Origin of the sequence: Neobacillus phoenicis (assembly GCF_047302305.1) — a bacterium.
Lineage (GTDB): Bacteria > Bacillota > Bacilli > Bacillales > Cytobacillaceae > Neobacillus.
Map to the genome: position 1 here is coordinate 3,927,573 of NZ_CP154847.1, position 23,989 is coordinate 3,951,561.

The window sequence follows — 23,989 nt, forward strand, 5'->3', positions numbered from 1 at the left end:
TATATATTCCACCAGATGGATTCCATTGAGGGATTTGTGGAAGACACCTTAGATAATCTGTTTTAATAGGATTCCATGAAGCATGAAAAGAAGAATAGTACTTAAAGTGGACCGAACAAAAAAAGAAGACCGAGTGTCCTCTGGTCTATGTAAGAAAAGAATTCGCTAGAACCCTTGATAGTATTGAGTTGGCGGGACTGCGTGGGTATCGAACCCACCTGACCTGGCACGCAGGTCTCAAGCAGTTTTGAAGTTCTATACAGTATGTTATTTCTAGTATCACAAAGTCCCATAAAGTGCTATAGAATAAGGTTTCTATGATTTAGAGTGTTTTGTAATATCATAAAATTTTTTAAAAAGGGCACCAAACTCGGCACCATTTTTTCCATAGTCTTTGCCAAAAGATATAGATTAAAAAAATCACAACAGATCTCTGGAAAGTGTAACATTTAAATACAAAAAAACGTAGAAAGAAATCTACGTTCTGTTAGTCAAAGAATTATTTCAAATCATAAAATATTATCAATCTTGTGTACAACAAGGTGTCCAGCTAAAATCACTGAACACCAAATCATTTTATAAGTATTCTATTTTCTTTCCATATCCAAATGCCCCATAAGTTTTGCAAGTTTTCCCTGCGGAAACAGCAGCGTTTTCTAAAGCTTTTTCAATATCATTGGAATCAAAATAGGATGTGAGAAAACCAGCAATAAATGAATCCCCCGCTCCCATCGTGTCAACAACTTCTATATCAATTGGTGGCTGCAGGTATTTATTCTTACCATCAGAACAAACAGCTGGCTCTCCTCCTTTAGTTACAATGACAATTTTAACACCAAAAGTATGGACATATTTTAATAATTCATGAATCTCCTGATCCTTCATACCTGTTCCGGAAAAGAAAGCAAATTGTATAAATGGGCAAACCTTAACTAAATAGTCTTTATTCCACTTACCTTTAGTTGAAAAGTCAAAAGAAACGGGCTTATATCTTAGTTTAGGTAGTTCATTTTCAATATTGCTATTGATACTAGTATGAATGACTTCAAATTCATCAATATAGTGTAAATCATCCTCCGTCAATTGCAATGTTGCTTTTGACTGGACCCTCGTATCTCGATTTGTCTTTTTAAAGACACGATCTCCTTTTTCGTCTAATGCAACATAAGCTTTACCGTTGGGACCGTACATTTTACGAATTTTTGCTGTATCAATATTTTCATGACACAACGTTTCCAAAATATGCTCAGCTTCTAAGTCATCACCTATTATCCCAATATATCCGTTTTTCTCTGCACCATTTCTTTTGCTTATTACAGCAACATTTAAAGCATTACCACCAGGATAAATAGTTCCTTGATCTTCATAGAAATCAACGACATTATCACCGATTCCAACTAACTTCATACAATCCACTCCATGACTTTTTGATAAATCTCTACAAAAATACTCTTTATTGTGCAAATCCAGGCAAAAAAATACTAGGTGGTGACAAGCACCACCCATTCATTCAGATTTAATATTTATTTACTGATGTATGTGTCTTCTAAAGTTAAACCAGATTGGAAAGACAAAAACCCATCAAGGTTTTTAAACCCATCAACATTCTTCTGCATACCATAGCTTTGTTCTCTCCAGTTCAGATAGACAAATGGTGATAATTCCATTGCTCTTGAAATAAGTTTTTCGTAAATTTCCTCACGTTTTTTAGGGTCAGTTTCCTTCTTACCTTCCTCGAGTAAATTATTAATTTGCTCATCATCAAAATTTGCTGAATTGTTAAGTCTTGCAGGTCCACCTTTATAGAAGTTACTCATCCAATCGCCATCCGTTATGTCTCCGGAAGTCCCAGCAACTAGGAATTGATAATCCCCTGCAACATTTTTATTTATTCTTGTTGCCCAATCTGGCAACTCTAATTCAACATCAATACCTATTTTCTTCAACTCAGATTGTACTGCAATTGCTGTTTGCTCATGCATTCCATACTGTGAAGTGGATAAGAGTTTTGCTTTGAAACCATTTGGATAACCTGCTTCAGCTAGAAGCTCTTTTGCTTTATTAACATCATGTTTAAAATAATTTGTGAATTTTTCATTATACCCCATATAACCTTTAAGAATGGCCATTCCGTAAATTGGTTCTCCTCGGCCACTGAAAGCAGTGTTAATGATTACATTGCGGTCTATAGCATATGCAATTGCCTGTCTAACCTTTGGTTTACTAAATGGCTCAAAGTTAGTATTAAATTGTAAAGCCATAAACGGTCCATTCGCACTGGACAATTTCAAGTTGTCTGTTTTTCCGATTGATTCAGTATCCTTCCAAGGAACACTTTCAATTAAATTCACATCACCTGCACGTAATGCATTAACTCGAGTATTTTCATCGGTATAAAATTGAAACTTAATTTTGTCTAAATAAGGCTTACCTTTCTTATAATAATCGTCAAATTTTTCCACAACGATATCACTTCCTTGACTCCAAGAAACAAACTTAAACGGTCCTGCTCCCATTGGTTTGGTAGCAATATCGCCACCATTCGCTTCTGTATAGGACTTCGAAACAATAACAGATTCAGGTAGGGCAGTATAGTGAATGAAAGGAGCCGATGGCTCTGAAAGATTAAAAGTTATCGTTTTATCGTCTACAATTTCTATATCTTTAATTATGGATAGTTCTGTCTTGAAGGTTGCTTTACTATCTGGTGCAACAATACGCTCATATGTGTATTTTACGTCCTCAGCTGTAACTGGGTCTCCATTATGAAATTTTGCATCTCGAAGCTTAAAGGTATAAGATGTTAAATCATCATTTGTTGTATATGATTCTGCAAGTTCTGGTTCTAGTTCGCCTTTTTCATTGTAATTATAAAGGCCACGATATATAGCTAATTTAACCGTTCTTCCATGAGTCCCGTTTTGGATATAGGGGTCCATTGTAGTTGGTTCTGCAGCCAATCCAAAGGTTAGAGAACCTCCAGATTTCTCTCCTTCTGTACTTCCGTTGCCCTTGTCTGATGTTCCACTCTCTTTATTTGAGCAAGCTCCCAATAAGCCAACTAATCCAAACAATAACATAAACAATACTATTAATCTCTTAGCCATACTTTCACTCCTTTATTATATTTTTGAAACAGATACCATAGCTTTTACTGCTTATTCTTTAGTCTTGGGTCTAAGATATCTCTAAAGCTGTCTCCCATTAAATTAATAGCAAGCATAGTGACACCTAAACATAGTGATGGCCAAAGGACATACATTGGATTGTTATAAATATAACCGCGCGCATCACCAATCATTTGTCCCCAAGATGGTTCTGGCGGTACAACTCCTAATCCTAAGAAACTTAACCCAGATTCTAATAAAATAGCAGCAGCTATTGTTAAACTGATTTGGATAATTATCGGAGACATAATATTTGGCAGTATTACCTTTGTTATCACTCGGAAATGAGAAGCCCCCACTGAAAGTTCACTTTGTACATATTCCAAATTTTTCACTTGCAGGGTTGCGGAGTGGGTAATCCGCGCAAATCGAGGGATGTATAGTACTCCAATAATAATAATTAAATTTCTTACTCCTGAACCCCAAAAGCCTACCACCATTAAGGCCAATAAAATCGGTGGAAAACATAATACTATATCGATAGCTCTCATTATGGCCTTTTCCGTTAGCCCACGGGTATATCCAGCTATTAACCCTAATGTTACCCCGCCTAAAAATGCGATAAGAGTTGAACCAAATGCCACCAGTATGGTAGGACGAATGCCCAAAATCAAACGACTTAGGATATCTCTTCCAAATTCATCGGTTCCTAATGGATGCCCAGGTGTAGTACTTTTAAGTACATGTAGCTGATCAATTGCAAGTGGATCATCGGGAGCAATCCAGGGTCCTATTAGCGATATTATTATTATTGGAAGAAGTATGATAAAACTGATTAAAAATGTCTTGTGATGTAAAAATTTCCGAATCAACTTTCTACCTTCTTTCCGAAAAAATGAATTTTGCTATCGGGTTCTCGGATCCATTAAACCATAAATAATTTCTACAACTCTATTGATTAAAATGTAAAAAGCAGCAATCACAATAATAGAACCTTGAATAATTGGATAGTTACGATTATTAATTGCATCTACCAACAAAGTACTAATCCCAGGCCAATTGAAAAGGAATTCAATTAACACCGTTCCACCTATTAAATTCGCTAACTCTAAACCTATTACGGTAATGACAGAAATAATTGCGTTTCTTAGAACATGTTTATAAATCACAACTTTTTCAGCCAAGCCTTTTGCTCGTAATGTCTGAACAAAGTCTTTACCTAAAACCTCAAGCATAGATGATCTTGTCATTCTAGCAATTGAGGCAGCTAATGGCAAAGCAACCGTAATGGAAGGGAGCAATAGCTTTTGAAAATGTACCACAGGATTTTCCGTAAAGTCTGTATATCCACTAGCTGGAAGCAACTGTAATTTCAAACTTATTAATAAAATAAATGCTGTCCCTGTTACATATACCGGAAAGGACAAGCCAGCTGCGGCAATGGATGAGACAAGCATATCTACAAAGCCCCCACGTTTTATTGCTGCAATAATACCCAAAAAAATTCCAATAAAAGACCCGATAAAAATCGCTACAACTGCTAACTCTAATGTCTTGGGTAGTCTTTCAGCCAAATATGTAGTAACATCAATGTTGTTGAATAGAGAATGTCCAAAATCCAGCCTCAGGATATCTGTTATCCACCCCACATACTGTTTCAGTATAGGTTGATCTAGTCCTAGTGTTGCACGCATCGCTTCAACCGCAGCAGGATCTGCTCCTCTTTCTGTTCCTAATACTAAAACTGCAGGATCACCTGGCATTAAACGAAGAAGCAAAAAGACTAGTGTAGAGACAATGAAAATCTGGATTGCTGCTACTCCAATGTTTTTTGATACAAAACGAAGCAAAATCTCACCTCCCAACGTTAAGATTTTTAATTGATTTTTTGTAGTTTCGAATTGGATAATAGATGGCATGCTGCACTATGGTTTGTATCCAAGGGATCAAGTGCTGGTTTCATTTCTTTACAAACTGGTATTGCATAAGGACATCTAGTACTTAACCGGCAGCCGCTCGGCGGATTGATTGGACTAGGAAGATCTCCTTCAAGGATTATCTGCTCCTTCTTATAAGTAGGATCAGGTATTGGAATGGCTGAAAGTAAAGCCTGTGTATAGGGATGCTTTGGGTTATTGTAAATAGTTTCAGAATCTCCTACCTCCACTAATTCCCCTAAATACATAACACCGATTTTATCACTCACATGCTTTACCACTGATAAATCATGTGAGATAAATAAATAGGTTAATTTAAATTCTTTTTGTAAGTCATTTAAAAGATTCAATATTTGAGATTGAATAGAAACGTCTAATGCAGAAACTGCTTCATCACAAATAACTAATTTAGGGTGCAGTGCAATAGCACGAGCAATCCCGATTCTCTGTCTTTGTCCTCCTGAAAATTCATGAGGATATCGATTTATATATTGCTGACTTAATCCAACCATTTCAAGTAATTCTTTCACTTTTTGGATTCGTTCTTTTTTGTTATACACACCATGTATATCAAACGGTGCACTGATAATCTGGCCTACTGTCATTTTGGGATTCAAAGATTCATATGGTTTTTGAAAAACCATTTGCATTTGCTTTCTACTTTTCCTTAGTTCTTTCCCATGTAAATCCAGAAAGTTTTTGCCTTGAAAGTTAATTTCACCGCTGTCAGCTTTTATTAATCCCATTATTAACCGTGCCAGGGTGCTTTTTCCACAGCCAGATTCTCCGACAAGACCAAAGGTCTCACCTTCATTAATTGTAAAACTGACATCATTAACAGCCTGAACATAATGTTTCTGAGAGGAAAATAGATTTTTGTCTTTAACCGGGAAATATTTTTTTACATTTCTGACCTCTAAAAGAGTGTTGCTTTTCAACGTCTCCTCACACTCCTTCATTAATATGCCAACATTTCACCGTATGTAAATTATTAATGTTTCGCAAGTCTGGTTCCTTTTCAATACATACATCTGTTGCAAAGGAACATCGTGGGTGAAACCTGCAGCCTTTTGGCATTGAATTTATTGTCGGTACTGAACCTGGAATGCTATAGAGTGTTTTATCTTTTTGATGTAGTGGAGGGACTGACTTTATTAATCCTTTTGTATAAGGGTGTTTAGGCTTTTTAAAGATAGTCATTACATCCGCTTCTTCAACTATTTGACCTGCATACATGACCGCAACACGGTCTGCCATTTCCGCAACTACACCTAAGTCATGAGTAATTAATAAAATTGCCATATTAAATTCTCTCTTAATCCTGTTTAATAAATCTAATATTCTTGCTTGCACTGTGACATCTAGAGCAGTCGTAGGCTCATCAGCAATTAATAATTGTGGATTACACGATAGTGCCATAGCAATCATGACCCTCTGGCACATACCTCCTGAAAGCTCATGTGGAAAGGTGTGGAATATAGTTTCAGGATGAGGGATTCCAACTTGTTTTAATAGTTTGATTGCCTTATCATTAGCTTCTTCTTTTGAAACCTCCTGATGTATCTTAATGGCTTCCGTTATTTGGCTACCACATGTATACACAGGGTCAAGAGCTGACATTGGATCCTGGAATATCATTGAAATGGATTTTCCCCTGATTTTGTTCATTTCTTTCCTATTTAGTTTCACTAAATCTTTATCTTGAAAAATAATTTCCCCCGATGCTATTTTCCCAGAAGAAGGCAGAAGCTGCATAAGTGACATGGAAGTAATTGTTTTACCACTACCACTCTCACCTACAACACATAATGTTTCACCTTTTTTTAGGGATAAATTAACATCCTTTATGGCAGGAAAAACACCGAAATCTGTATTAAAAACAGTAGAAAGACCTTTTATTTCAAGTAGTGCATCCCCCATAAACATCCCTCCTTAACCTTAAAAACAGTTTTAATGGTATTAAGTTGTTATAAATATATTATAGGTCATATTGACCAAATGTTCAATATTTTTTGAAAATTAAGTCCAAAATTATACTTTGTTATAACAAATTCATTAAAAAAGCGCTACCTACAGGTATCTACTACTCTCTCTGTAGATAGCGCTAGTATCTGATTCCTATTTTCGGACTAAGCCTAGCCTAATACTATTAGTTTCATGGATATCAATGGAATAATTCCCATTAATACATAGAATCTTTACTCCATAATCTTCTAACGCTTTTTCTACTGACACCTTTTGGTCAATTACATCAAATAATACTAATTCCGGATTTCTTTCATATGGAGAACCAAAGCCTCCTGACCCAGGGGAACTTACACTAATAACATCACCCGTGTTTAAAGGTAACTCAGATACTTTCGAACTAAGTTTAATCTGCTCTTTTCCTTTTTTAATATAAGAGAAAATCCCCGGACTTCCTTTTTTTCCACCATTAATACCCCATGGTGCAAATTTGTGTCGGTCTCCCAGACCAGTATAGGAAATTCCATTGGTTAAGATTCTATAATCCCGTTGAATTCCTAATCCTCCACGGTGTAATCCAGCACCTCCAGAATCCTTCCTTAGGGCATATCTTTCTATTAAAATAGGATATTCCCTTTCTAGGGCTTCAACTGGGAGGTTTGATGTATTCGTCATGTGAACCTGAACACCACTAAGTCCATCTCCAAATGCATGTGCACCTGACCCACCGGCAATAGTCTCTAGATAAACGAAGTAATTATCCGTATTAGGATTAGTCCCTGAAAAAATAGCAGAAGTTACAACACTATTACAAGCCGCCAGGACACGGTCTGGGGAAACTTTTGATAATGCACCAAGAACTACATCAACAACACGTTGTGAAGTATCAATCCTCTGTCCTACAGGCACAGGTAAGGTACAATTAACAATTGATCCCTTTGGAGCCCTTACCTCTAATGGACGATAGATTCCTTGGTTAGAGAAAACATTTTGACCCGCAATCGCTTTAAAGCAATAAAATATTGTAGTCACTAAGCCTGAATAAACCATATTTAGTGGACCCGACACCTGAGGGCTAGTTCCTTCAAAATCTACAATTGCATTGCTATCTTCAATCGTAATTTTTGCTTTAATTAGGACGGGGTCCTGCGAATGTGTTCCTGCATCATCTAAATAGTCCTCAAATGTATAGGATCCGTCTGGCAAAGAACGAATTCCCGCTCTCATTAATTCTTCAGCATAATCTAATAATGAATCAGTACATGTCTCAAAATAAGAAACCCCATATTTTTGGACTACATCTTGCAATCTTCTAACTCCAGCTTTATTAGATGCAATTTGTGCATCCAGGTCTCCTTGCCTTTCCAAGGGAGTTCTTGTATTTAATGTAATAAAATCATAACTCTCTCTTACAACTTCACCATTGGTGCAAATTTTAACAAGAGGAATTCGTAAACCTTCTTGGTAAATAGTCGTTGAATCAGGTGAAACACTTCCTGGAACCATTCCGCCAATATCTGAGTGATGAGCAATATTTGCCACAAATCCTACCAACTTTTGCTCTACAAATACAGGTGCAACCATTGTAATATCAGGCAAATGTGTTCCTCCACCCGAGTATGGATCATTTGTAACGAACATATCCCCTGGCTGAATTGAATCGACTGAATATCTTTTTAACACTTGATTTACAACATCAAGCATAGACCCTAAATGCATGGGAACATATTCAGCTTGCGCTGTCATATTACCCTTTGCATCAAAGACCGCTGTTGAACAATCTTTACGTTCTTTAATATTAGTAGAAAAGGCTGTTTTTACCAGAGTTATACCCATCTCTTCAGCAACTGAAAGCAGTAGGTTCCCGACAATCTCCAAAGTAATTGGATCTACTTTATTATTCACTTTTTAATCCTCCTCACCGAACGTATTTATAATCAGGTTGCCATATTCATCTACTATAATTGTTTGTTCGGGTAGAACCAAAATCGTGGTATCCATTTGTTCGACAATTAATGGGCCTTGAACTTTATTCCCAGGCTTAAGGTCTTCACGAGCAAATATTTTAGTTTCATAAAATCCTGGTTCCTCAACCTCTGTAAAGTAAACCTGACGAGTGTTTCTAGCTAAAGCAACATCTGAGGTTAGCTCCGTTTTTTCAAATACTGCCTTTGGTAATTCACCAACAGCTGTTAATCTGTAGTTCACGAATTCTAAAACACCGTCTTTTTTTGCATATCCATAAATCTTTTCATGTTGTTCCTGAAATCTTTGACTAAGGGAAGCAAAACCGAAAGGGTTCAATTCATTCCACTCTACCGGAATTGGAATTTCATAGTTTTGCCCTTTAAACCTCATATCAATAACCAATTCATATTTACGTTTCGATTCCGGGATATTCTCTTTATCGAGTAATTTATTCCCCTCTTCTTTTAATTCCTCAAAGTGACCATCAACTATATCCATACTCTCAGGTGATGCTTCCTGTAAAGAAGATCGAACATAATCCGTTCGAACATCTGTAACCAATAAGCCTAGTGAACAAAAAGTTCCAGGTGAAGGAGGAATTAGGACTCTTGGAATATTCAGTTCTTTTGCAAGTGCGCTGCAATGCAGACCACCTGCTCCTCCGAATGAGACAAGTGTAAAATCTCTTGGATCATGTCCCTTTTGAATTGAAATTAGACGGATTGCTCTAGACATATTGGCATTTACAACCGAGATAATTCCAGCAGTTGCTTCTACTAGTGAAAGAGTGGATTTCTCACAAATGTGTTCTTTTATTGACCGTTCTGCAGCTTCTTTATCTACAGCCATCCTGCCACCTAATATTTCTTTAGGATTCAACCGGCCTAATAGTAAATTAGCGTCTGTAACAGTAGGTCTTGTGCCGCCTCGTCCATACGAAGCAGGTCCAGGTAAAGAACCAGCACTTTCAGGTCCGACCTTCAAAGCCCCACCGTTGTCAATATAAGCAATGGAACCTCCACCAGCCCCACACGCATGAATATCCAGCATTGGAATACGGGCGGGGAACCCTTCAACCTCTCTTTCCATAGAAATCTTTGGTTCTCCATTTTCTATTAAGCTGAAATCTGCAGATGTTCCTCCCATGTCAAAGGTTATCATATTTTTATACCCAGTAAGTTCTGCAAGATTCTTTGCTGCAACTACTCCTGCAGCTGGACCAGATACAGCTGTACGTAATGGCGAAGAGACAGATTCATTAATAGAAATAATTCCGCCATTTGACTGAGTAATATATGGTTCGGCCGGAATACCATATTCCTTTACTGAACTTAAAAAGTTCTCCATGTAATTCTTCATAACAGGTCCTAAGTAAGCATTTAATGCTGTAGTACTTAACCTAGAGTATTCACGGAACTCAGGGACAATCTCATGTGAAGCGGATACATAAGCTTCAGGGAAACGCTCTCTTATCGTTTTTACTGCTTTTTTTTCATGTTCCGGATTCAAATAGGAAAAAAGGAAACAAACTGCAACCGATTTGACACCTTTTTCCTTCAATGAATCTATTACTTTGTGTAGACTTTCTTCATCTATCGGTTTATAAACATTACCATTGGCTTGTAGTCGCTCACTTGCTTCAAATCTCAAACTACCTGGTATAATTGGTTCTGGTTTTTCATCAAAGAAATTATATAAGCTTGGACGTGTCTGCCGTCCTATTTCTAGTAAATCTCGGAATCCCTCAGTTACAATAAGGCCAGTAACTGCACCCTTCCGTTCAATTAAAGCATTCGTTGCTACAGTCGTACCATGCGCTAAATAATGTACATCTTCAACGGCAATATCATTCATTTCTAGAATATCTCTTATCCCTTTCATAATTGCACGGGAAGGATCGTCTGGAGTTGAAGATACTTTATGGTTTTTTATTTTCCCAGTTCTGCTATTAACTAGTGTAACATCTGTAAAGGTTCCACCAACATCCACCCCAACCATGTAGCTCATACAGTTTCCTCCTTATTACAAAGTCATTTACTTCTTATCTACTAAATCAAAAATATGTAATGCATTTATTATCCATTTTACGAAAAAATATAACATTATAATAGTTTTGTCAACGTTAATATTCTGAAAAATCAATATTTAATCCCTGTAAATACTTACAATTGCTAGAGAATTTAATAAGATAACGGATTTGAAATTTTCTATACCAATAATTTATCTGCCCTTTACTAGAAAAACATTCTTTGAACAACACTTCTATTTTAAAATGATAGTCTACTAAAAAATAATTCTTTCAATTATAATTATGAAATGGCCTCTATTATCGAGGCCGAGAATTTTCCGAAAAGTGAATTCAATTATTAATAGGCTACCTTCCACATATACCTGCGTTTATCCATGGAATGATTTGTAAGAAGTGACATTTGATATACAAAATACCTTTCAATAGGAATCATTACGACAGAGTTAAAAAATTCTGCAACACTAGAATCAATGAGGTTTAACCCTATCTCTTCAGCATCAAGAATTACATATCGTTCTGCATATTCCTTTATAAAGGTTTCTGCTCTTTCATCCATTGGACGAGTCCGACCAACACTCTTTAACAAAACAATTGGTGTTTCTTTATCGGTTGTTTCAAATGGACCATGGAAGTATTCACCTGAATTCAAGGCAATCGCATGCTTCCATTGCATTTCCATAAAGTGACAGCAAGCCATTGTATATGCAGTACCGTAAAGTGGACCACTCCCCAAAACATAAAAAACATTATCACTTTTAAATTCCTGAGCAAATTTGTTAGCTTTTGGTAATAAAGTTTCCTTTGCAGAATCAACAATTCCATCAATTTTATCAAAAGCATCCATTGCAGCTTGATAGTTTGCATAATGTTCAAACTGATGAAGAATTTCAAAGACTACTTTTAATGCTAGAGCCTGATTTGCTTTTGAGTAAACCTGATTATCCCCATTTGAATAAATAACTTTATATTGCCCATTCTGTGCCATTAGAGTATCAGGCGACCCCGTCATTGCAATTGTAAGTGCTCCCTTCTTGTTTGCCAGTTTTACAGCTTCCACTGTTTCTGGTGTAGCATTTAAAGAACAAATAATACAAATAGACTGTTCATTTAATGCTGCTGGAGTAGCATGAACAAATTCATTACTGTTATAGATTGCAGTTGCAATATTCTTCCCTTCACTCTGCAATAAATACTTTGCTGGATAAATAGCTGCCTGCGACCCCCCACAAGCTACAAAATATACTGTTTTTAATCCTCCTGCCACATCAACCTTTTGTTTAATTTCACTAATAATCGATTTTATTTCCATTCTAACTCTCCTTTTTATTTGTCTTATATTGTATTTAATTAGTACATAACAATATAATATCATCCTTAATATGATTTTCAACTAATTTTTTAAAAATTTATAAAATTTTTAAAAAATTTAAAATTGAATAAAGTTGTGCCAAATTGAATTTCCAATGGAACTAACACTTTAATTACCAGAATTATAGCTTCTCTCTTAAATATCATTAGAAAGCATATTCAATTGGTACTAAATTTTCATCTTAAAAAATTAAAGTTATAACAATTATAAAGGGGGAATTTTTTATATAACAAAAAAGCACAAATTTCAAACATTTATTAGATAAAATGCTTGAAATTTGTGCAATATTAAAATGGATTATCACTATTTGCTACAAAAAGTTCTTTATACAATAAATTTAATCTTATCGGCTACGATAAATTGCATTGATCGATGGGATGGCACCCCATTCTGATCACTTGATACACTCGATATTGATAAAAGAGGATGTCCCATTGAAATATTAAGATAACGTGACATTTCGTAAGTGGCATAAACAAGCTCAATAATTTTCCTTGGATTCATAAAAACTATACCATATTTTTCAGACATGATGGAAAACATAGAGGCATCATTTAAATCTTCATCTAATAAAAAGGTAAACCGCTCAGGTAATCGCGAAATTTCAAAGGCAACAGGGTTCCCATCTGCATAACGAATACGTTCTATTACAATAATTTTTGAATTTGGTTCTAATTGTAATACTTCAATGTCCTTATCATTGGCATCTTCAATTACACATTTAATAACTTTCGCTCCCGGCTTACATCCAATTTCACGACACATATCCGAGAAACTTTTTAAACCACTTATCCCTCTGCTAAGTTTTTCAGTGTTAACGAAGGTCCCTTTACCTTGTCTGCGGATTAACAAGTTTTCTTTAGCTAATTCCTCTAGTGCATTACGAACAGTGATTCGACTCACATTATATAATTTACTCAATTCAATTTCAGTTGGTATTTTTTCACCTTTTTTGAACTTCCCCTCTTCGATGTCTCGACGAAGAATGTCGGTAAGCTGCTTATATAAAGGCAAACCATCAGTTTTATTTAGGCTCATTATGTTAACCTCATATCCATTATTATATAACCTTATAATACTATTCATCCTATATTAATGCAATAATTGAGACAAATTATAACATTTAGTTATGAAATGTATTGGCCCTGGTTATATCAAACATGAATATTTGCAAACTGGATCAGACTTATTTGATTGAAATCTTTCCATTACAGTTTCAAAATCAGGCTTTCCATCATGGCCAGTAACTATTACCTCCCCATCCAAAACAGTTCCGTCCTCTATATCGATTTTAAGTAATTCGGGGAATTTTGCTGTGACCTCATTACTGTGACGTGTATATAATTTTACCCTTCCATTAAACTTGGAAAGGATTAAACGTTTGCCATCTAACTTCAATTCTGTTATAAAATCTTCATCACTAAAAGCTTTTTCACTGCGCTGAAGAAGCATAGATTAAACAAACATAAAATCATCTCTGGATTTAATTCTAACATGGCACCAGTTATCAAGTTAATGAGAATTAAATGAAGCAGAGCCAATTCAAAAAACGCTTTGTTAAAGGAACATTTATAATTCACGGGTGGTAAATAATAAGTGCGGCAGATATATCGGTCTAATAAATAAGCCCAATTCATAAAATGAGCAGTAAAAAATGCTCACTTTTTCTAAATATTTAATATCAATACCCTTCTCAGTGATTTGAAATACCGTTCTTCTAACAACCTTATTTAACCCTGCTTTATCTAAATACCTCCTTGCCCAACCAACTCGATTTACCAAAAGCGTTTGATTACCACTAGAACGTGTTTCAGCAATTTCATCACTACTTAGTTTGAAGTGTTTTGCTAAAATCATATATAAATCTTGTAACAATGCATCTTACTTTCTCTCATGATAATTTTCAAAAAACCACTCTATTAATACATGTTTTTCATCTAGTATACGTTCATAAATTTGTTCGTAGTTTTCCTTTATATATATAAATCTTTTGTAGTTAATTTTCCGGCAACCTGTAATTCTATATTCCCACTTGGGTTCTAACTGAACTTTTCGTCTAATGGTTCTGGTAGGTACTTTTCCAGAATAATCAAAACCACCGTATTCCTCATTCCAGTTATGAAACAATTTTGTTACTAGCTTTCCTTTATTTTTATTAAATAAATTGCATGTAATTAAAAAGGTTTTACCCCTAATCCCTTTGGATCTTTGTTGACTTATATCATTATGGCAGGTCCTCCATGTTATTGCCTTTTTTAATTGGAAGCTTGCATTACTTGGATAACTAGGGAATATCATCCTATCAAATAATGCCACAACAATATAATTAAAAGCTGGCATACCTCCTCTTGAACCCCAGCAATCAAAATCAACAACATCAATCCATTTCCTTTTAGAATCCAAATTATTTACTAAGTTTTTCACAATGTACACGATTGCTGCCTCATCAGATTTTAGGTAGTCAAAATACTCGTTTAAGACTTTCTTTTCATTTAATTTCACATTATTATTCATGGTTCCAACTCCTTAAAAAAATAAAAGCCACTTAGCTAAAAATAAAATGACCTTTAAAGGTAACTTTATTTTTGCTAAGTGGCTATAAAATCGAATTTTATTTATCACATAAGGAACTTATTTGAATGCCGTCTTCGGATGAAATCCAAAAAAAAATTATTAATTATTTATTTAATAATTATCATAGATAAGTTAATTTGTAAATACTTCCTCTAGCAGTTTATACATTTTTCAATTCCAATCTGCAACATTTTCTATATGACTTGAATGGTGATCGCAGAAATTAAAGATGTAGTTGTGTTTACCTTTTAAAACAGTGTAAATTTCAATTTGTAAAACCTCTCTAATCGTAGGGATTTTAAGAATATGAAAGTTAGGCGAAATCTTTTATTACTTGTCTTTATCTATGGTACCAAATATCCTGCTACATTATAGGACGTACTAAGTTTTTTCTTATTGAACAATCCTCACCCGTTACTGCAGTAGCATGACTTACAAATCTGTTTATATATTAGCTTTTATACATTATTCTTAAGAGTAGCGATTCATAATTGTCATGCTGAAATATACAATATTAATTTTTAGAAATAGTAATGCAAGAGGCTAACCGTAGAAATGAGGTTCAAACTGAAAAAATGAGTCCCAATATATCAAGCAAAAACTTATACCCTTTTCACTAGAACTTTGTATAAATTTCATTCAAGGCTAAGCTATTTGTGACCGCTTGAGATGATAATTTGACTACAACGCTTAATAAAATATCTGCAGACGCTCTTAACGTGTCTGAACTGCTGACTGTAGAAATCAAAGAGTTGATGTAGCGGAGTTCACCTTAAAGCTAAGTATTATTAATACACTTTATGTGTTTCATAGAATTTATATTAAATTTACTAATCAATGAAAAAGAAGCAATTGATTAACCGTTTTTTTTTTATGCCCCTAAACTTGCCCTATTTTCGTTGGTTCCTGAATCCTCGGTCCTAATTAAATGAAGTGTTAATTTAGCTAAAAATAAATAATAACCGAATAGATTTAACGTTACTACCTTTGTAATTTGTTCCGTCTTAAGAAGACTCTCTATGATTACTCAAGGAAAGCTGTTAATGATATTTATATCTACAACATGGTCTTCTAAAATAGTAGAAGGTAAATAATATAGCTTCGTATATTTATATTTCTGAAAACGTTCAACCTTTTCTGGGTCCTTATTGTTACGATTCGCACTATAATTACTTCGTAATCATTCGGGAGAAAGAAAAGTCCAAAATTCCTTACACTTTTCTCACCGGTTGGTCGAACATTACGTATCACTATATTATAAAAAAGTAGCTAAACAATAGTATTGCTCTGCCATTAAATATTTATGAACTAAATAAAATTAATTACCATTTTAAAAATTGGCGTAGCTCGTCTCCGTGATTTATAGCCTCTATACTTAATCCTGAATTAAACATAATTGTATTTTTACCGAAGAAATGATCCTTTTTTAAGACCTCATATACGAAATCAATGTAACGATCATCAACATCGTATCCAATTACTTGTAAAACAGAAATAACAAATTTCAGATCATTTATGTTTATATTTTTCTTAATGTTATCTATATATAGACTAAAATCGTTATTCCAATCCTTACTTTTTTCCTTGACTGGTTTAAAGAGAGTAACCTCTAAATATCTTTTTCCATTTTTTTTATCAAAGTTTATTTTTTTATCAAAAGACTTTGATATTAACACTTCCAAGCCCGCTTCTCTGCCTATACTTACGAGTTCTCCAAAAATAGAATCTATTTGTTCTTTTACTTTGATATCAGAAAGTAGACTTTCAGCTGTATAGACATGCTTTTTAAACTTTTCTAAAAAAGGTTCCACTTCATTAATTGGTATGAAAAACGGTGTCTCCTCCTCTAACAACCGAATGTATTTTTCCAACTTTTGTGCTACCCGTTCTGAATCGGTATAATCCCTACTATCATCTCTATCATATGAATAGTAACTATCAAAATCATCGTAACCGTCAAAATGATTACTATCGTTCTCTAAGTAATCTTCTGGTACAATGTCACCATCATGAACAGCTTCCCAATAAAGGACATGGCTGTAACCATATTCATCTTCATGGTCATCGGTTTGATACTTAGAACTACTTATTTTAGATGGACTATAGGAGGTGCTTTTATCCATACTACTGACCACTTCAAGAATGAACTTCATGATAAAGGGATAAAGATCATTTTTATAAAACATTTTTGCAAATTCATATGTGTCATTGTCATACATAATTTTCAAGAATTTTGTAGGTTCAGTTTCTAGGTTCAAGCCTTTGAATTGATATAGAAAAGCTTCAGTTAAAAATTTTTTCTTATACTCTTTATTTTCAATTTGATTTACTGTATCGGATATGAAATGTTTCCTTAAACTTCCTCGTTCAAAAGGATAATAAATACCTTCAAATTTTTTATATACTTCATTTAGAAGATGAAATGTTTTCCTGTTGATTGGTTTATTAACATAATTCTGAATAAATTCTACTATGACCTTTCTAAATTCGGTCAATTCCTCTTCATAGTAATCTGGTTCATCACCATCATAATCATAATCATAATCGTATTCGTAATCATCCTCACACAAATGAACCCCTCCTAACTGATAGATACTTTAATGATACTATTTTACCTAATAATGGATTTTCAATCGAGGTTAATTTATCTAATTAATAAACTTTCTACTAATCATTTATTGTATTCACCTCTATAATGAGAAATCAGTGTATACAGTAGTTTGCTTATTTAGATTTCTAAACCTATACTCTCCCCCTGATTTTTAGGTCACATAAGGATTAAGCTGAATATAGAACCCTTGGTGTTTCATCTGCTCTCAACAATGCTTAGGAGTTCTAAAAAGTTTGAAATGCTGGTTGTGATTTCCAAATTATAGGGTTCCTTCCCTTTTGAGTAAGATTGGAACCCATTAGAAAACCCTATCTTTTCTATCTGCAGAATCATAATATGATGAGAATGATCATCAAGTTCAACTGCGGTTACATATTTAAAACCAGAACGGAATTTCCATTTGGGCATATTGTAACCTCCTCTAATACACGAACACTCTTGCCGTTCTTTGTTGATGAAGTTTCCTAGTGGTTTAACAATAGAAAAAACTTCATTTTCCATATATCCCTATTACACATAAACGGATGGTGGACGGGAAGCCACATAAACACCTCGGTTAGTTACAGTATCAAGATTGGATATGGCCAGTCCAGTCGAACATGTTAAAAAATGCGGATAATAAATTGTTATTATTATTTTTCGCTTTATTAAATGGAAATTTAAGCCACCACAGGAACTGCTATGGGATTTCAACCCTCATATATACATTTATGGTAAAGGGCCATGAGGAAACCTCCTGAAGTCCAGTTATAGGTACAGTGGTTGCAGGGAAATAGTGTAAGAGGGCATAATATTAAATGGCTTTTTTTGGATATGATTATTCTGTGAAATATGAGGCCACAAAAGAGGAATTAATACTTATGCATTGAATATTTTTATAATAAATAAAAAGTACTTAATAATAATTTGATTGGGAGAAGAGTAGTGTTAAGTTTAGATGATGTAGAATCTTCTGATAGATTACGAAAGGCCAATTACTACAAAATATTATCCACTTAATAATCATTATTAAAAAATGGATTTAACTTCACAAACTACGTTGCAACAAATTGACAGAATAAGAAAATATATAACAAAGGATTATAAGAGTAAATATGGAGTCAAAGATTTTAAGCTTGGAGTTGGAAAGGCCTTTAATGAAATACCTGTATCAATCCATATTGCCATTATATATGAAAACCCTGACCATATACAGGTTTTGGGTGTTTTAACGGAATAATGTTATTGGTTTAAATATTGGCCATAATGGATGGAGATTTGAAATAACACAAAGAGGAAAAGGTATCGGTTAAAAGGCTTTATGTGTAACAAAGGCATCGCATGAATAATGAAGAAACAAAAAAATTTGTAATATAGTTGAGGAGTTAAAATAATGCACAATAAACAAAATAAAAATGTTGAAAGCTTTTTAGGAATTTGCAATAAGAGTGATGGTTATGTTCTGGTGGATAATGCAGGAAGTTATCAGGTTAAAATTGAGGATTTGCTTTCATATTATAGAGAGTTCGATGTCTCTTATGGACAAATTGAATGGCCAATCAATAAAGCTATTACGGATAATTATGAGAAATTTAAAAGAATAAGAGATAAATATAAAATTTACAGAATTGATAAAGCAGCTTTAAACAATTCCCAGTTATATAACGAGTTAAGAACAATGTTTTTGGATGAGTATCCATCAGTGCCCTTTCCGGCCTTTGAAAACAGACATAACACCTTTATTTCCTTTGATACTTAAGAAAACATTCCCATAGTATTTCCGATAGAGAATATAACAAAAGAAAAATTGGTGAAATTCATCAACTATAAATTTGAGAGAGATTTTGGATATACCTCTTCAGGGAAAAGATGCAAAGAATTAAAACCTATACGGGTAACGCAATTATTTAAATCCAGGGATGCTTATACAGATTATATGAGCCAAATTGAAAACCATTGTGCTGATATTTTTGTAGAATTGCTGGAGGGCCCATGGTATTTAAAGGATGAGGTATTAACCTCGGTTAATCAAAAACAAAAATATATTGACGAGGAGTACCGAGAAAGAAAAAGGTTGAATGATCTTTTGCCAACATATGGACAACCGCGTATAGAATATAAATTATTTTATCAAACTTTACTGGGGACCGTAAGTGTTGAAAAAAAGGAAGAAAGAAAAAATGTAAGAGGAACAAGAGAAAGAAACAGGTTTATTCAGGAACTCTATAACAGATTATTAGCATTCATCTTCCATTTTACACAACAATATTATCCCTATTTTGATGATGAGGATTTTACATGGACAATAAACGATGAAGAAGTTTTTCAAATCCTTACTACAGCAAAAAACTCAGTACTAATTGAAGATTTTCTAAAATGTTTGGCGGAAGGTTTTACCACAAAAATTATTGATACGAGTGTGAATATGGAAAATCCACTTAAAGAATATACCAGAGACGGAAAAATTATTCCATATGGGTAAATGATGAGAGGAGTCCAGGTTAAAGACGAACATGAAGTAAAAGAAACTTATTAAGAGCCATGGGGCGGTTCCAGAAAGCTAGTCTGAAGCCATGGGGACTGCTTTATCGACTTTACTACCAGTTGAACCGTCTCTTTGGTATTTTAAGAGTGTTAGGGGGGATAATCTTAATGAATACTACGATTTTAACTTGAAGTTGGCCGGAGCTAACGCCTAGAACCTACGGCGAAAAGAACCGCATAAAAAAAACTGGCACTAATCGCACCAGTTTATAAAACTAGGTAGTCTAAGCAACCCTGATTTTAAGTAATTTCGAAACTTTTTAGCAAATATTTAAGAAGAACCAAAATAAAAAAGCTGCTATATATTTAGCAACTCTTTAAGAAAACTATATAGTTTAAATTTATGTTTTTATATATGGCGGGACTGCGTGGGAATCGAACCCACTAGACCTGGCACACAGGCCTCAAGCAGTTTTGAAAAAACTATCATAGGATTATCAAGCTGTCACAGTACTTACAATAATTTGATTGTCCAATCACTACTTCATTACTTGCTCCACATGATTGACACTTAACAATCATCTTAACAGACTTTTCGGGAATATAACTTTTATCCACCAACAATCCCTGCTTATAGTCTATATAGTACCCATTTATGTAATTTGAATCGATCATATTTTGGAGGTCTTTCTTAACTTTGCGTGGATTTGAATTATTAATATCCGCGATTTGTTGAATTAATAGACTACCATTACCTTTGATAATATCTTTATATTTTTTAAATTTCCAAGATAATTGAGTCAACCTTAATGCAATGAGAAGACAAACAACTGCTAGTAATATTAAAACTATAGCTTCTATAAGATCTGGTATCCTCTCACTCAAATCATGATGAATCGTAGTTTCTGTTGTTTTTTTCCAGAAAAGGTGCCCTGTTTCTTTTGTGATTGTCTCATTTTCTTCGGTAAAAACACTATAAGATAATGAAGCAAAAGTAAAAGCGAAAAATGCGGCAAACAACAGTCCATTTCTAAGTCCATTGTGATATTTCACTGGAACTTTACTTAAAACACTTGTTAACATAATCTACAACCCCATTATCTCTTTCTTCTTAGAGTCAAATTCATCTTGCGACAAAATGCCGACATCGAGCAAGTCTTTAAGCTTCTTTACGACCTCGATTTGCTCATCAACCGACATTTTTATTTTTAATTCACTTTGTGACGCGTTCTGTGGGTTCAAGCCTTGAGCCATATTCATACCAAAAATCATACCTGCTCCATTCCCAAAACCAAGGTCTTGAATGCCCTGTGCAATTTTTTGTTGAGCAGCTATATTGGATGACCGTTGAGAAATATCTTCGAAGGCTTTAAGATTCATTTTATTTGAAGAGTATTGTTTCACTAATTCTCTTGATTCAGGTGAAAATTCAATATTTTCAATACCCACTTTAACAATTTCAAAACCAAAACGCTCTTTCCATGTTCCAGCGTTTGAGTTTGCATCAGAAATTTTAGTAGCAATTTCGTTAGCTTTTGATGGCAATTGTGAAATTCGATATTTTATCGAGAGTGAATTTAATGCCTCAACAAAAGATTGAAGAAATTCTGATAGCAGCTGTGCTCTCGCTTTTTGATCATCGAATGAATAGAAATTGAGATTTGCAGGTACATAGTTTTTGATGAATTTTTCTGCATCTACTATCTTTAATGAAAATGAACCAAAAGCCAATATTTCAAGATCAGTTCCATAATATAAATCATTATAAATAAGTGGCCCTTTTGTACCGAATTTTATGCCACGAATTTCACGTAAATTTACGAAAGCTATTTGTTTTTGGTCGGATGCTTGCCCGCCAAAGCTGATTCTATCTTTTACTTGTTTTAAAAAGGAATTTGTAATTCTGTCACCATTAAAAATACTTTTTTGACCATTTACGTATTCGTATCCACCGGGAGTTGTAATAATTTCTTCAATTCCGGATTGACTAAAAATGAAAGCAGATGTATTTTCAGGGATATAAATTTTCGATCCATTAGAAATAACACTGTTTGAACCATTATAGTTTGGAACACGACCTTTGTTTGCTTCTTTCAATATACCAGGAGATACAACAGTATGTTCATCAAAATGACTAGCAGTGATAATTTTTTTCCATTGGTCAGCAAATGTTCCTCCAATTGCACCTGTAAACGCTTGAATTATACCCATTTTATATTCACCTTTTTAATTTTATATTGTTGGAGAGTAACGCTATTATGGGATAAAAGATTACAAATCATTTTTCACATTACAGAACTGAGCAATTTTCATTAATCTTTCTAATAAACTAGCATGGTAATTTACATAGATTAAAAAACCTGAATTAAATGATTCTTTTGATGAGAAGTAAATCAGCTCTTATCTCCAGCCACTTCTTTTATACTAATTTTACCAGTTATTTTTTTACATATCATTGAAATTTTTCACAATTTTATTATTTGTACCAAAAACCACATATTACTATTTAATAAATTCCTCTAATCGTTAAATTTTCTTTTCTGTGTTTAACCTCCCGCAAAATCAGGAGGAACTTCACAACGAAAATTCAATTAAAACCCCTTCAACATAATGCGCAACAATAACGTTATGGCAATTAGACGGTTAAAGGAAAGGAGCTGGCATAAGGGCCAAATAAATTTTTAATTGTAATTTTAGATCCGCATTTTGATACAGCTTATAATTGATAACCAGAAAAGTTATAATGTGTCAATAAACTCCTTAATACACATATTAAAAGCGTTAATTACAAAACGATTACTAGAGTCAAATTCACTAAAAAATTTTATATCATACCTATCAAGTAATTGTTTAACCTTTTTGTTATTATTATTTGTGATAAACATTGCTATTCGTTCGGGAGCATTTCTTTTGGTTTCTATCGCAACTCCTAGACATTCTCTTGCAAGCTTTTTATCTAATTTTATATTATATTTTTTACATTCAATTGTTAAAGGTGTTTCCTCACCTGTAATCTGGGCAACCCTACCATTCTTTGCAGCATTATAAGCTGCTCTATGTTCAAAAACTGCAATATCTATCTCATGATCCACTAAAGATTTTCCATTTATTTGAATACTTAAATGCATTTCATAACGCTTATCCCCATTTTCTAGGAGAATATAACTAAAGTTTTCCCCCCCCCAAAGAAATCCTGGCGATCCTCTAAAAACGAAATTACCTCGACCCTTCAACTTTTTAGAATTCTTATAATGATTTAATTGCCACTTCTTAATTTTAAATTGACGGGCTATTAGGGAATAAACATAAATTTCATACAATTTTGGTGGTGTGAGGGTGCCTGTAGAAGACCCCTTCCACCTCCTAGGTTTTTGAGGCAAACTGCCCAATACATCGTCAATTGTAGTTATCACTATTGTACCTCCCTTAAAATCTCACTATCCTCATCTTTTAAAATCCCCTCATCCCGTGCTTCTTTCACAAGAATCTTTATGTTCGGCATCAATTGATAAAATTGTAAAATTTGATTTTGAATTTCTTGAAAATCTGTTTTATAACTTTTAAGTTCAACAGTAATTTTATCTATATTCTCATTTAAATCATTTTCTAAAATATCACTAGCTTTCTTCAACATTTGATTTTGAATCTCAATATTTACAGCAAGTTTATATAAATCCTCTATAATCTTAACCATTAAAGTCCTTGCTTCTTCATCATAGACAACTTTATTAATTTTACTGTTATTTTTTAATTGAGGTATCTTCCTTAAATATTTATCGGCTAACAAAGTATATCCTTTATTATTTAAGTCTGTTGCAATACGTTCAATTTGTTGAATTATTTCACCGGTTTCCATTTTCCAACACACTCCTATTCTTGCATATTATAACACTTTTGGTATAATCACTTAGTCTTTGGTTTTTGTTAGGCTTCGCTGAACTTTGATAATGCTTTAATAAATTAAAT

General features: G+C 33.9%; 20 protein-coding genes and 1 pseudogene. 2 read left to right on the forward strand and 19 right to left on the reverse strand.

Annotated elements, in window-relative coordinates:
* Window positions 1-576: 576 nt before the first annotated feature.
* The 15 genes and pseudogenes from AA0X95_RS20230 to AA0X95_RS20300 all read right to left on the reverse strand — a co-directional run bounded on the left by AA0X95_RS20230 (window position 577) and on the right by AA0X95_RS20300 (window position 17,968).
* Complete coding sequence (locus AA0X95_RS20230; RefSeq protein ID WP_413300999.1) at window positions 577-1,407, reverse strand: PfkB family carbohydrate kinase; 831 nt, start codon at window positions 1,405-1,407, stop codon at window positions 577-579.
* A 116-nt stretch (window positions 1,408-1,523) separates the two neighbouring features.
* The gene (locus AA0X95_RS20235; RefSeq protein WP_413301001.1) at window positions 1,524-3,107 is read right to left on the reverse strand and encodes an ABC transporter substrate-binding protein; all 1,584 of its coding nucleotides are present in this window, start codon (window positions 3,105-3,107) and stop codon (window positions 1,524-1,526) included.
* Window positions 3,108-3,151: 44 nt separating this feature from the next.
* Complete coding sequence (locus tag AA0X95_RS20240) at window positions 3,152-3,979, reverse strand: ABC transporter permease (protein ID WP_413301003.1); 828 nt, start codon at window positions 3,977-3,979, stop codon at window positions 3,152-3,154.
* A gap of 33 nt (window positions 3,980-4,012) precedes the next feature.
* Window positions 4,013-4,957: an ABC transporter permease gene (locus tag AA0X95_RS20245; protein ID WP_413301005.1), complete on the reverse strand. Its 945-nt coding sequence runs from the start codon at window positions 4,955-4,957 to the stop codon at window positions 4,013-4,015.
* Between the two features lie 26 nt (window positions 4,958-4,983).
* Entirely contained in the window at window positions 4,984-5,982 is a 999-nt protein-coding gene (locus AA0X95_RS20250; RefSeq protein WP_413301007.1) for an ABC transporter ATP-binding protein, read from the reverse strand.
* 7 nt (window positions 5,983-5,989) lie between these two features.
* Window positions 5,990-6,964, reverse strand: a complete 975-nt coding sequence (locus tag AA0X95_RS20255) for an ABC transporter ATP-binding protein (RefSeq protein ID WP_413301009.1) — start codon at window positions 6,962-6,964, stop codon at window positions 5,990-5,992.
* A gap of 198 nt (window positions 6,965-7,162) precedes the next feature.
* The gene (locus AA0X95_RS20260; RefSeq protein WP_413301011.1) at window positions 7,163-8,914 is read right to left on the reverse strand and encodes a hydantoinase B/oxoprolinase family protein; all 1,752 of its coding nucleotides are present in this window, start codon (window positions 8,912-8,914) and stop codon (window positions 7,163-7,165) included.
* A gap of 3 nt (window positions 8,915-8,917) precedes the next feature.
* A complete protein-coding gene (locus AA0X95_RS20265) occupies window positions 8,918-10,984 on the reverse strand; it encodes a hydantoinase/oxoprolinase family protein (RefSeq protein WP_413301013.1) in 2,067 nt (688 codons plus the stop codon).
* Window positions 10,985-11,343: 359 nt separating this feature from the next.
* Complete coding sequence (locus AA0X95_RS20270) at window positions 11,344-12,315, reverse strand: SIS domain-containing protein (protein ID WP_413301015.1); 972 nt, start codon at window positions 12,313-12,315, stop codon at window positions 11,344-11,346.
* Window positions 12,316-12,699: 384 nt separating this feature from the next.
* Entirely contained in the window at window positions 12,700-13,413 is a 714-nt protein-coding gene (locus AA0X95_RS20275; RefSeq protein WP_413301017.1) for a GntR family transcriptional regulator, read from the reverse strand.
* A 144-nt stretch (window positions 13,414-13,557) separates the two neighbouring features.
* A pseudogene (locus tag AA0X95_RS20280) lies at window positions 13,558-13,827 on the reverse strand (ATP-dependent DNA ligase); the annotation flags it as partial.
* A gap of 117 nt (window positions 13,828-13,944) precedes the next feature.
* Window positions 13,945-14,250: a winged helix-turn-helix domain-containing protein gene (locus AA0X95_RS20285; protein ID WP_413301019.1), complete on the reverse strand. Its 306-nt coding sequence runs from the start codon at window positions 14,248-14,250 to the stop codon at window positions 13,945-13,947.
* Between the two features lie 6 nt (window positions 14,251-14,256).
* Window positions 14,257-14,889 (reverse strand): hypothetical protein, encoded by a 633-nt coding sequence (locus AA0X95_RS20290; protein ID WP_413301021.1) that lies wholly within the window; start codon window positions 14,887-14,889, stop codon window positions 14,257-14,259.
* 1,382 nt (window positions 14,890-16,271) lie between these two features.
* Complete coding sequence (locus AA0X95_RS20295; RefSeq protein WP_413301023.1) at window positions 16,272-17,519, reverse strand: hypothetical protein; 1,248 nt, start codon at window positions 17,517-17,519, stop codon at window positions 16,272-16,274.
* A gap of 236 nt (window positions 17,520-17,755) precedes the next feature.
* Complete coding sequence (locus tag AA0X95_RS20300) at window positions 17,756-17,968, reverse strand: hypothetical protein (RefSeq protein WP_413301025.1); 213 nt, start codon at window positions 17,966-17,968, stop codon at window positions 17,756-17,758.
* Window positions 17,969-18,932: 964 nt separating this feature from the next.
* Here AA0X95_RS20300 and AA0X95_RS20305 point away from each other — a divergent pair.
* A complete protein-coding gene (locus tag AA0X95_RS20305; protein ID WP_413301027.1) occupies window positions 18,933-19,298 on the forward strand; it encodes a hypothetical protein in 366 nt (121 codons plus the stop codon).
* A 177-nt stretch (window positions 19,299-19,475) separates the two neighbouring features.
* Window positions 19,476-20,021, forward strand: coding sequence for a hypothetical protein (locus tag AA0X95_RS20310; RefSeq protein WP_413301029.1), 546 nt, complete (start codon window positions 19,476-19,478; stop codon window positions 20,019-20,021).
* 488 nt (window positions 20,022-20,509) lie between these two features.
* Here the strand turns inward: AA0X95_RS20310 and AA0X95_RS20315 are convergent, their stop codons facing one another.
* The 4 genes from AA0X95_RS20315 to AA0X95_RS20330 form a co-directional block, all read right to left on the reverse strand.
* Window positions 20,510-21,106 carry a hypothetical protein gene (locus tag AA0X95_RS20315; RefSeq protein ID WP_413301031.1) on the reverse strand — a complete coding sequence of 199 codons (597 nt, stop codon included), beginning with the start codon at window positions 21,104-21,106 and terminating at the stop codon, window positions 20,510-20,512.
* 3 nt (window positions 21,107-21,109) lie between these two features.
* On the reverse strand, window positions 21,110-22,234 hold the full coding sequence (locus AA0X95_RS20320; RefSeq protein ID WP_413301033.1) for an SPFH domain-containing protein: 1,125 nt from the start codon (window positions 22,232-22,234) through the stop codon (window positions 21,110-21,112).
* Window positions 22,235-22,761: 527 nt separating this feature from the next.
* Window positions 22,762-23,436: a hypothetical protein gene (locus AA0X95_RS20325; protein WP_413301035.1), complete on the reverse strand. Its 675-nt coding sequence runs from the start codon at window positions 23,434-23,436 to the stop codon at window positions 22,762-22,764.
* Complete coding sequence (locus AA0X95_RS20330; RefSeq protein WP_413301037.1) at window positions 23,436-23,879, reverse strand: hypothetical protein; 444 nt, start codon at window positions 23,877-23,879, stop codon at window positions 23,436-23,438. The genes AA0X95_RS20325 and AA0X95_RS20330 overlap by 1 nt, the downstream gene beginning before the upstream one ends.
* Window positions 23,880-23,989: the final 110 nt, after the last annotated feature.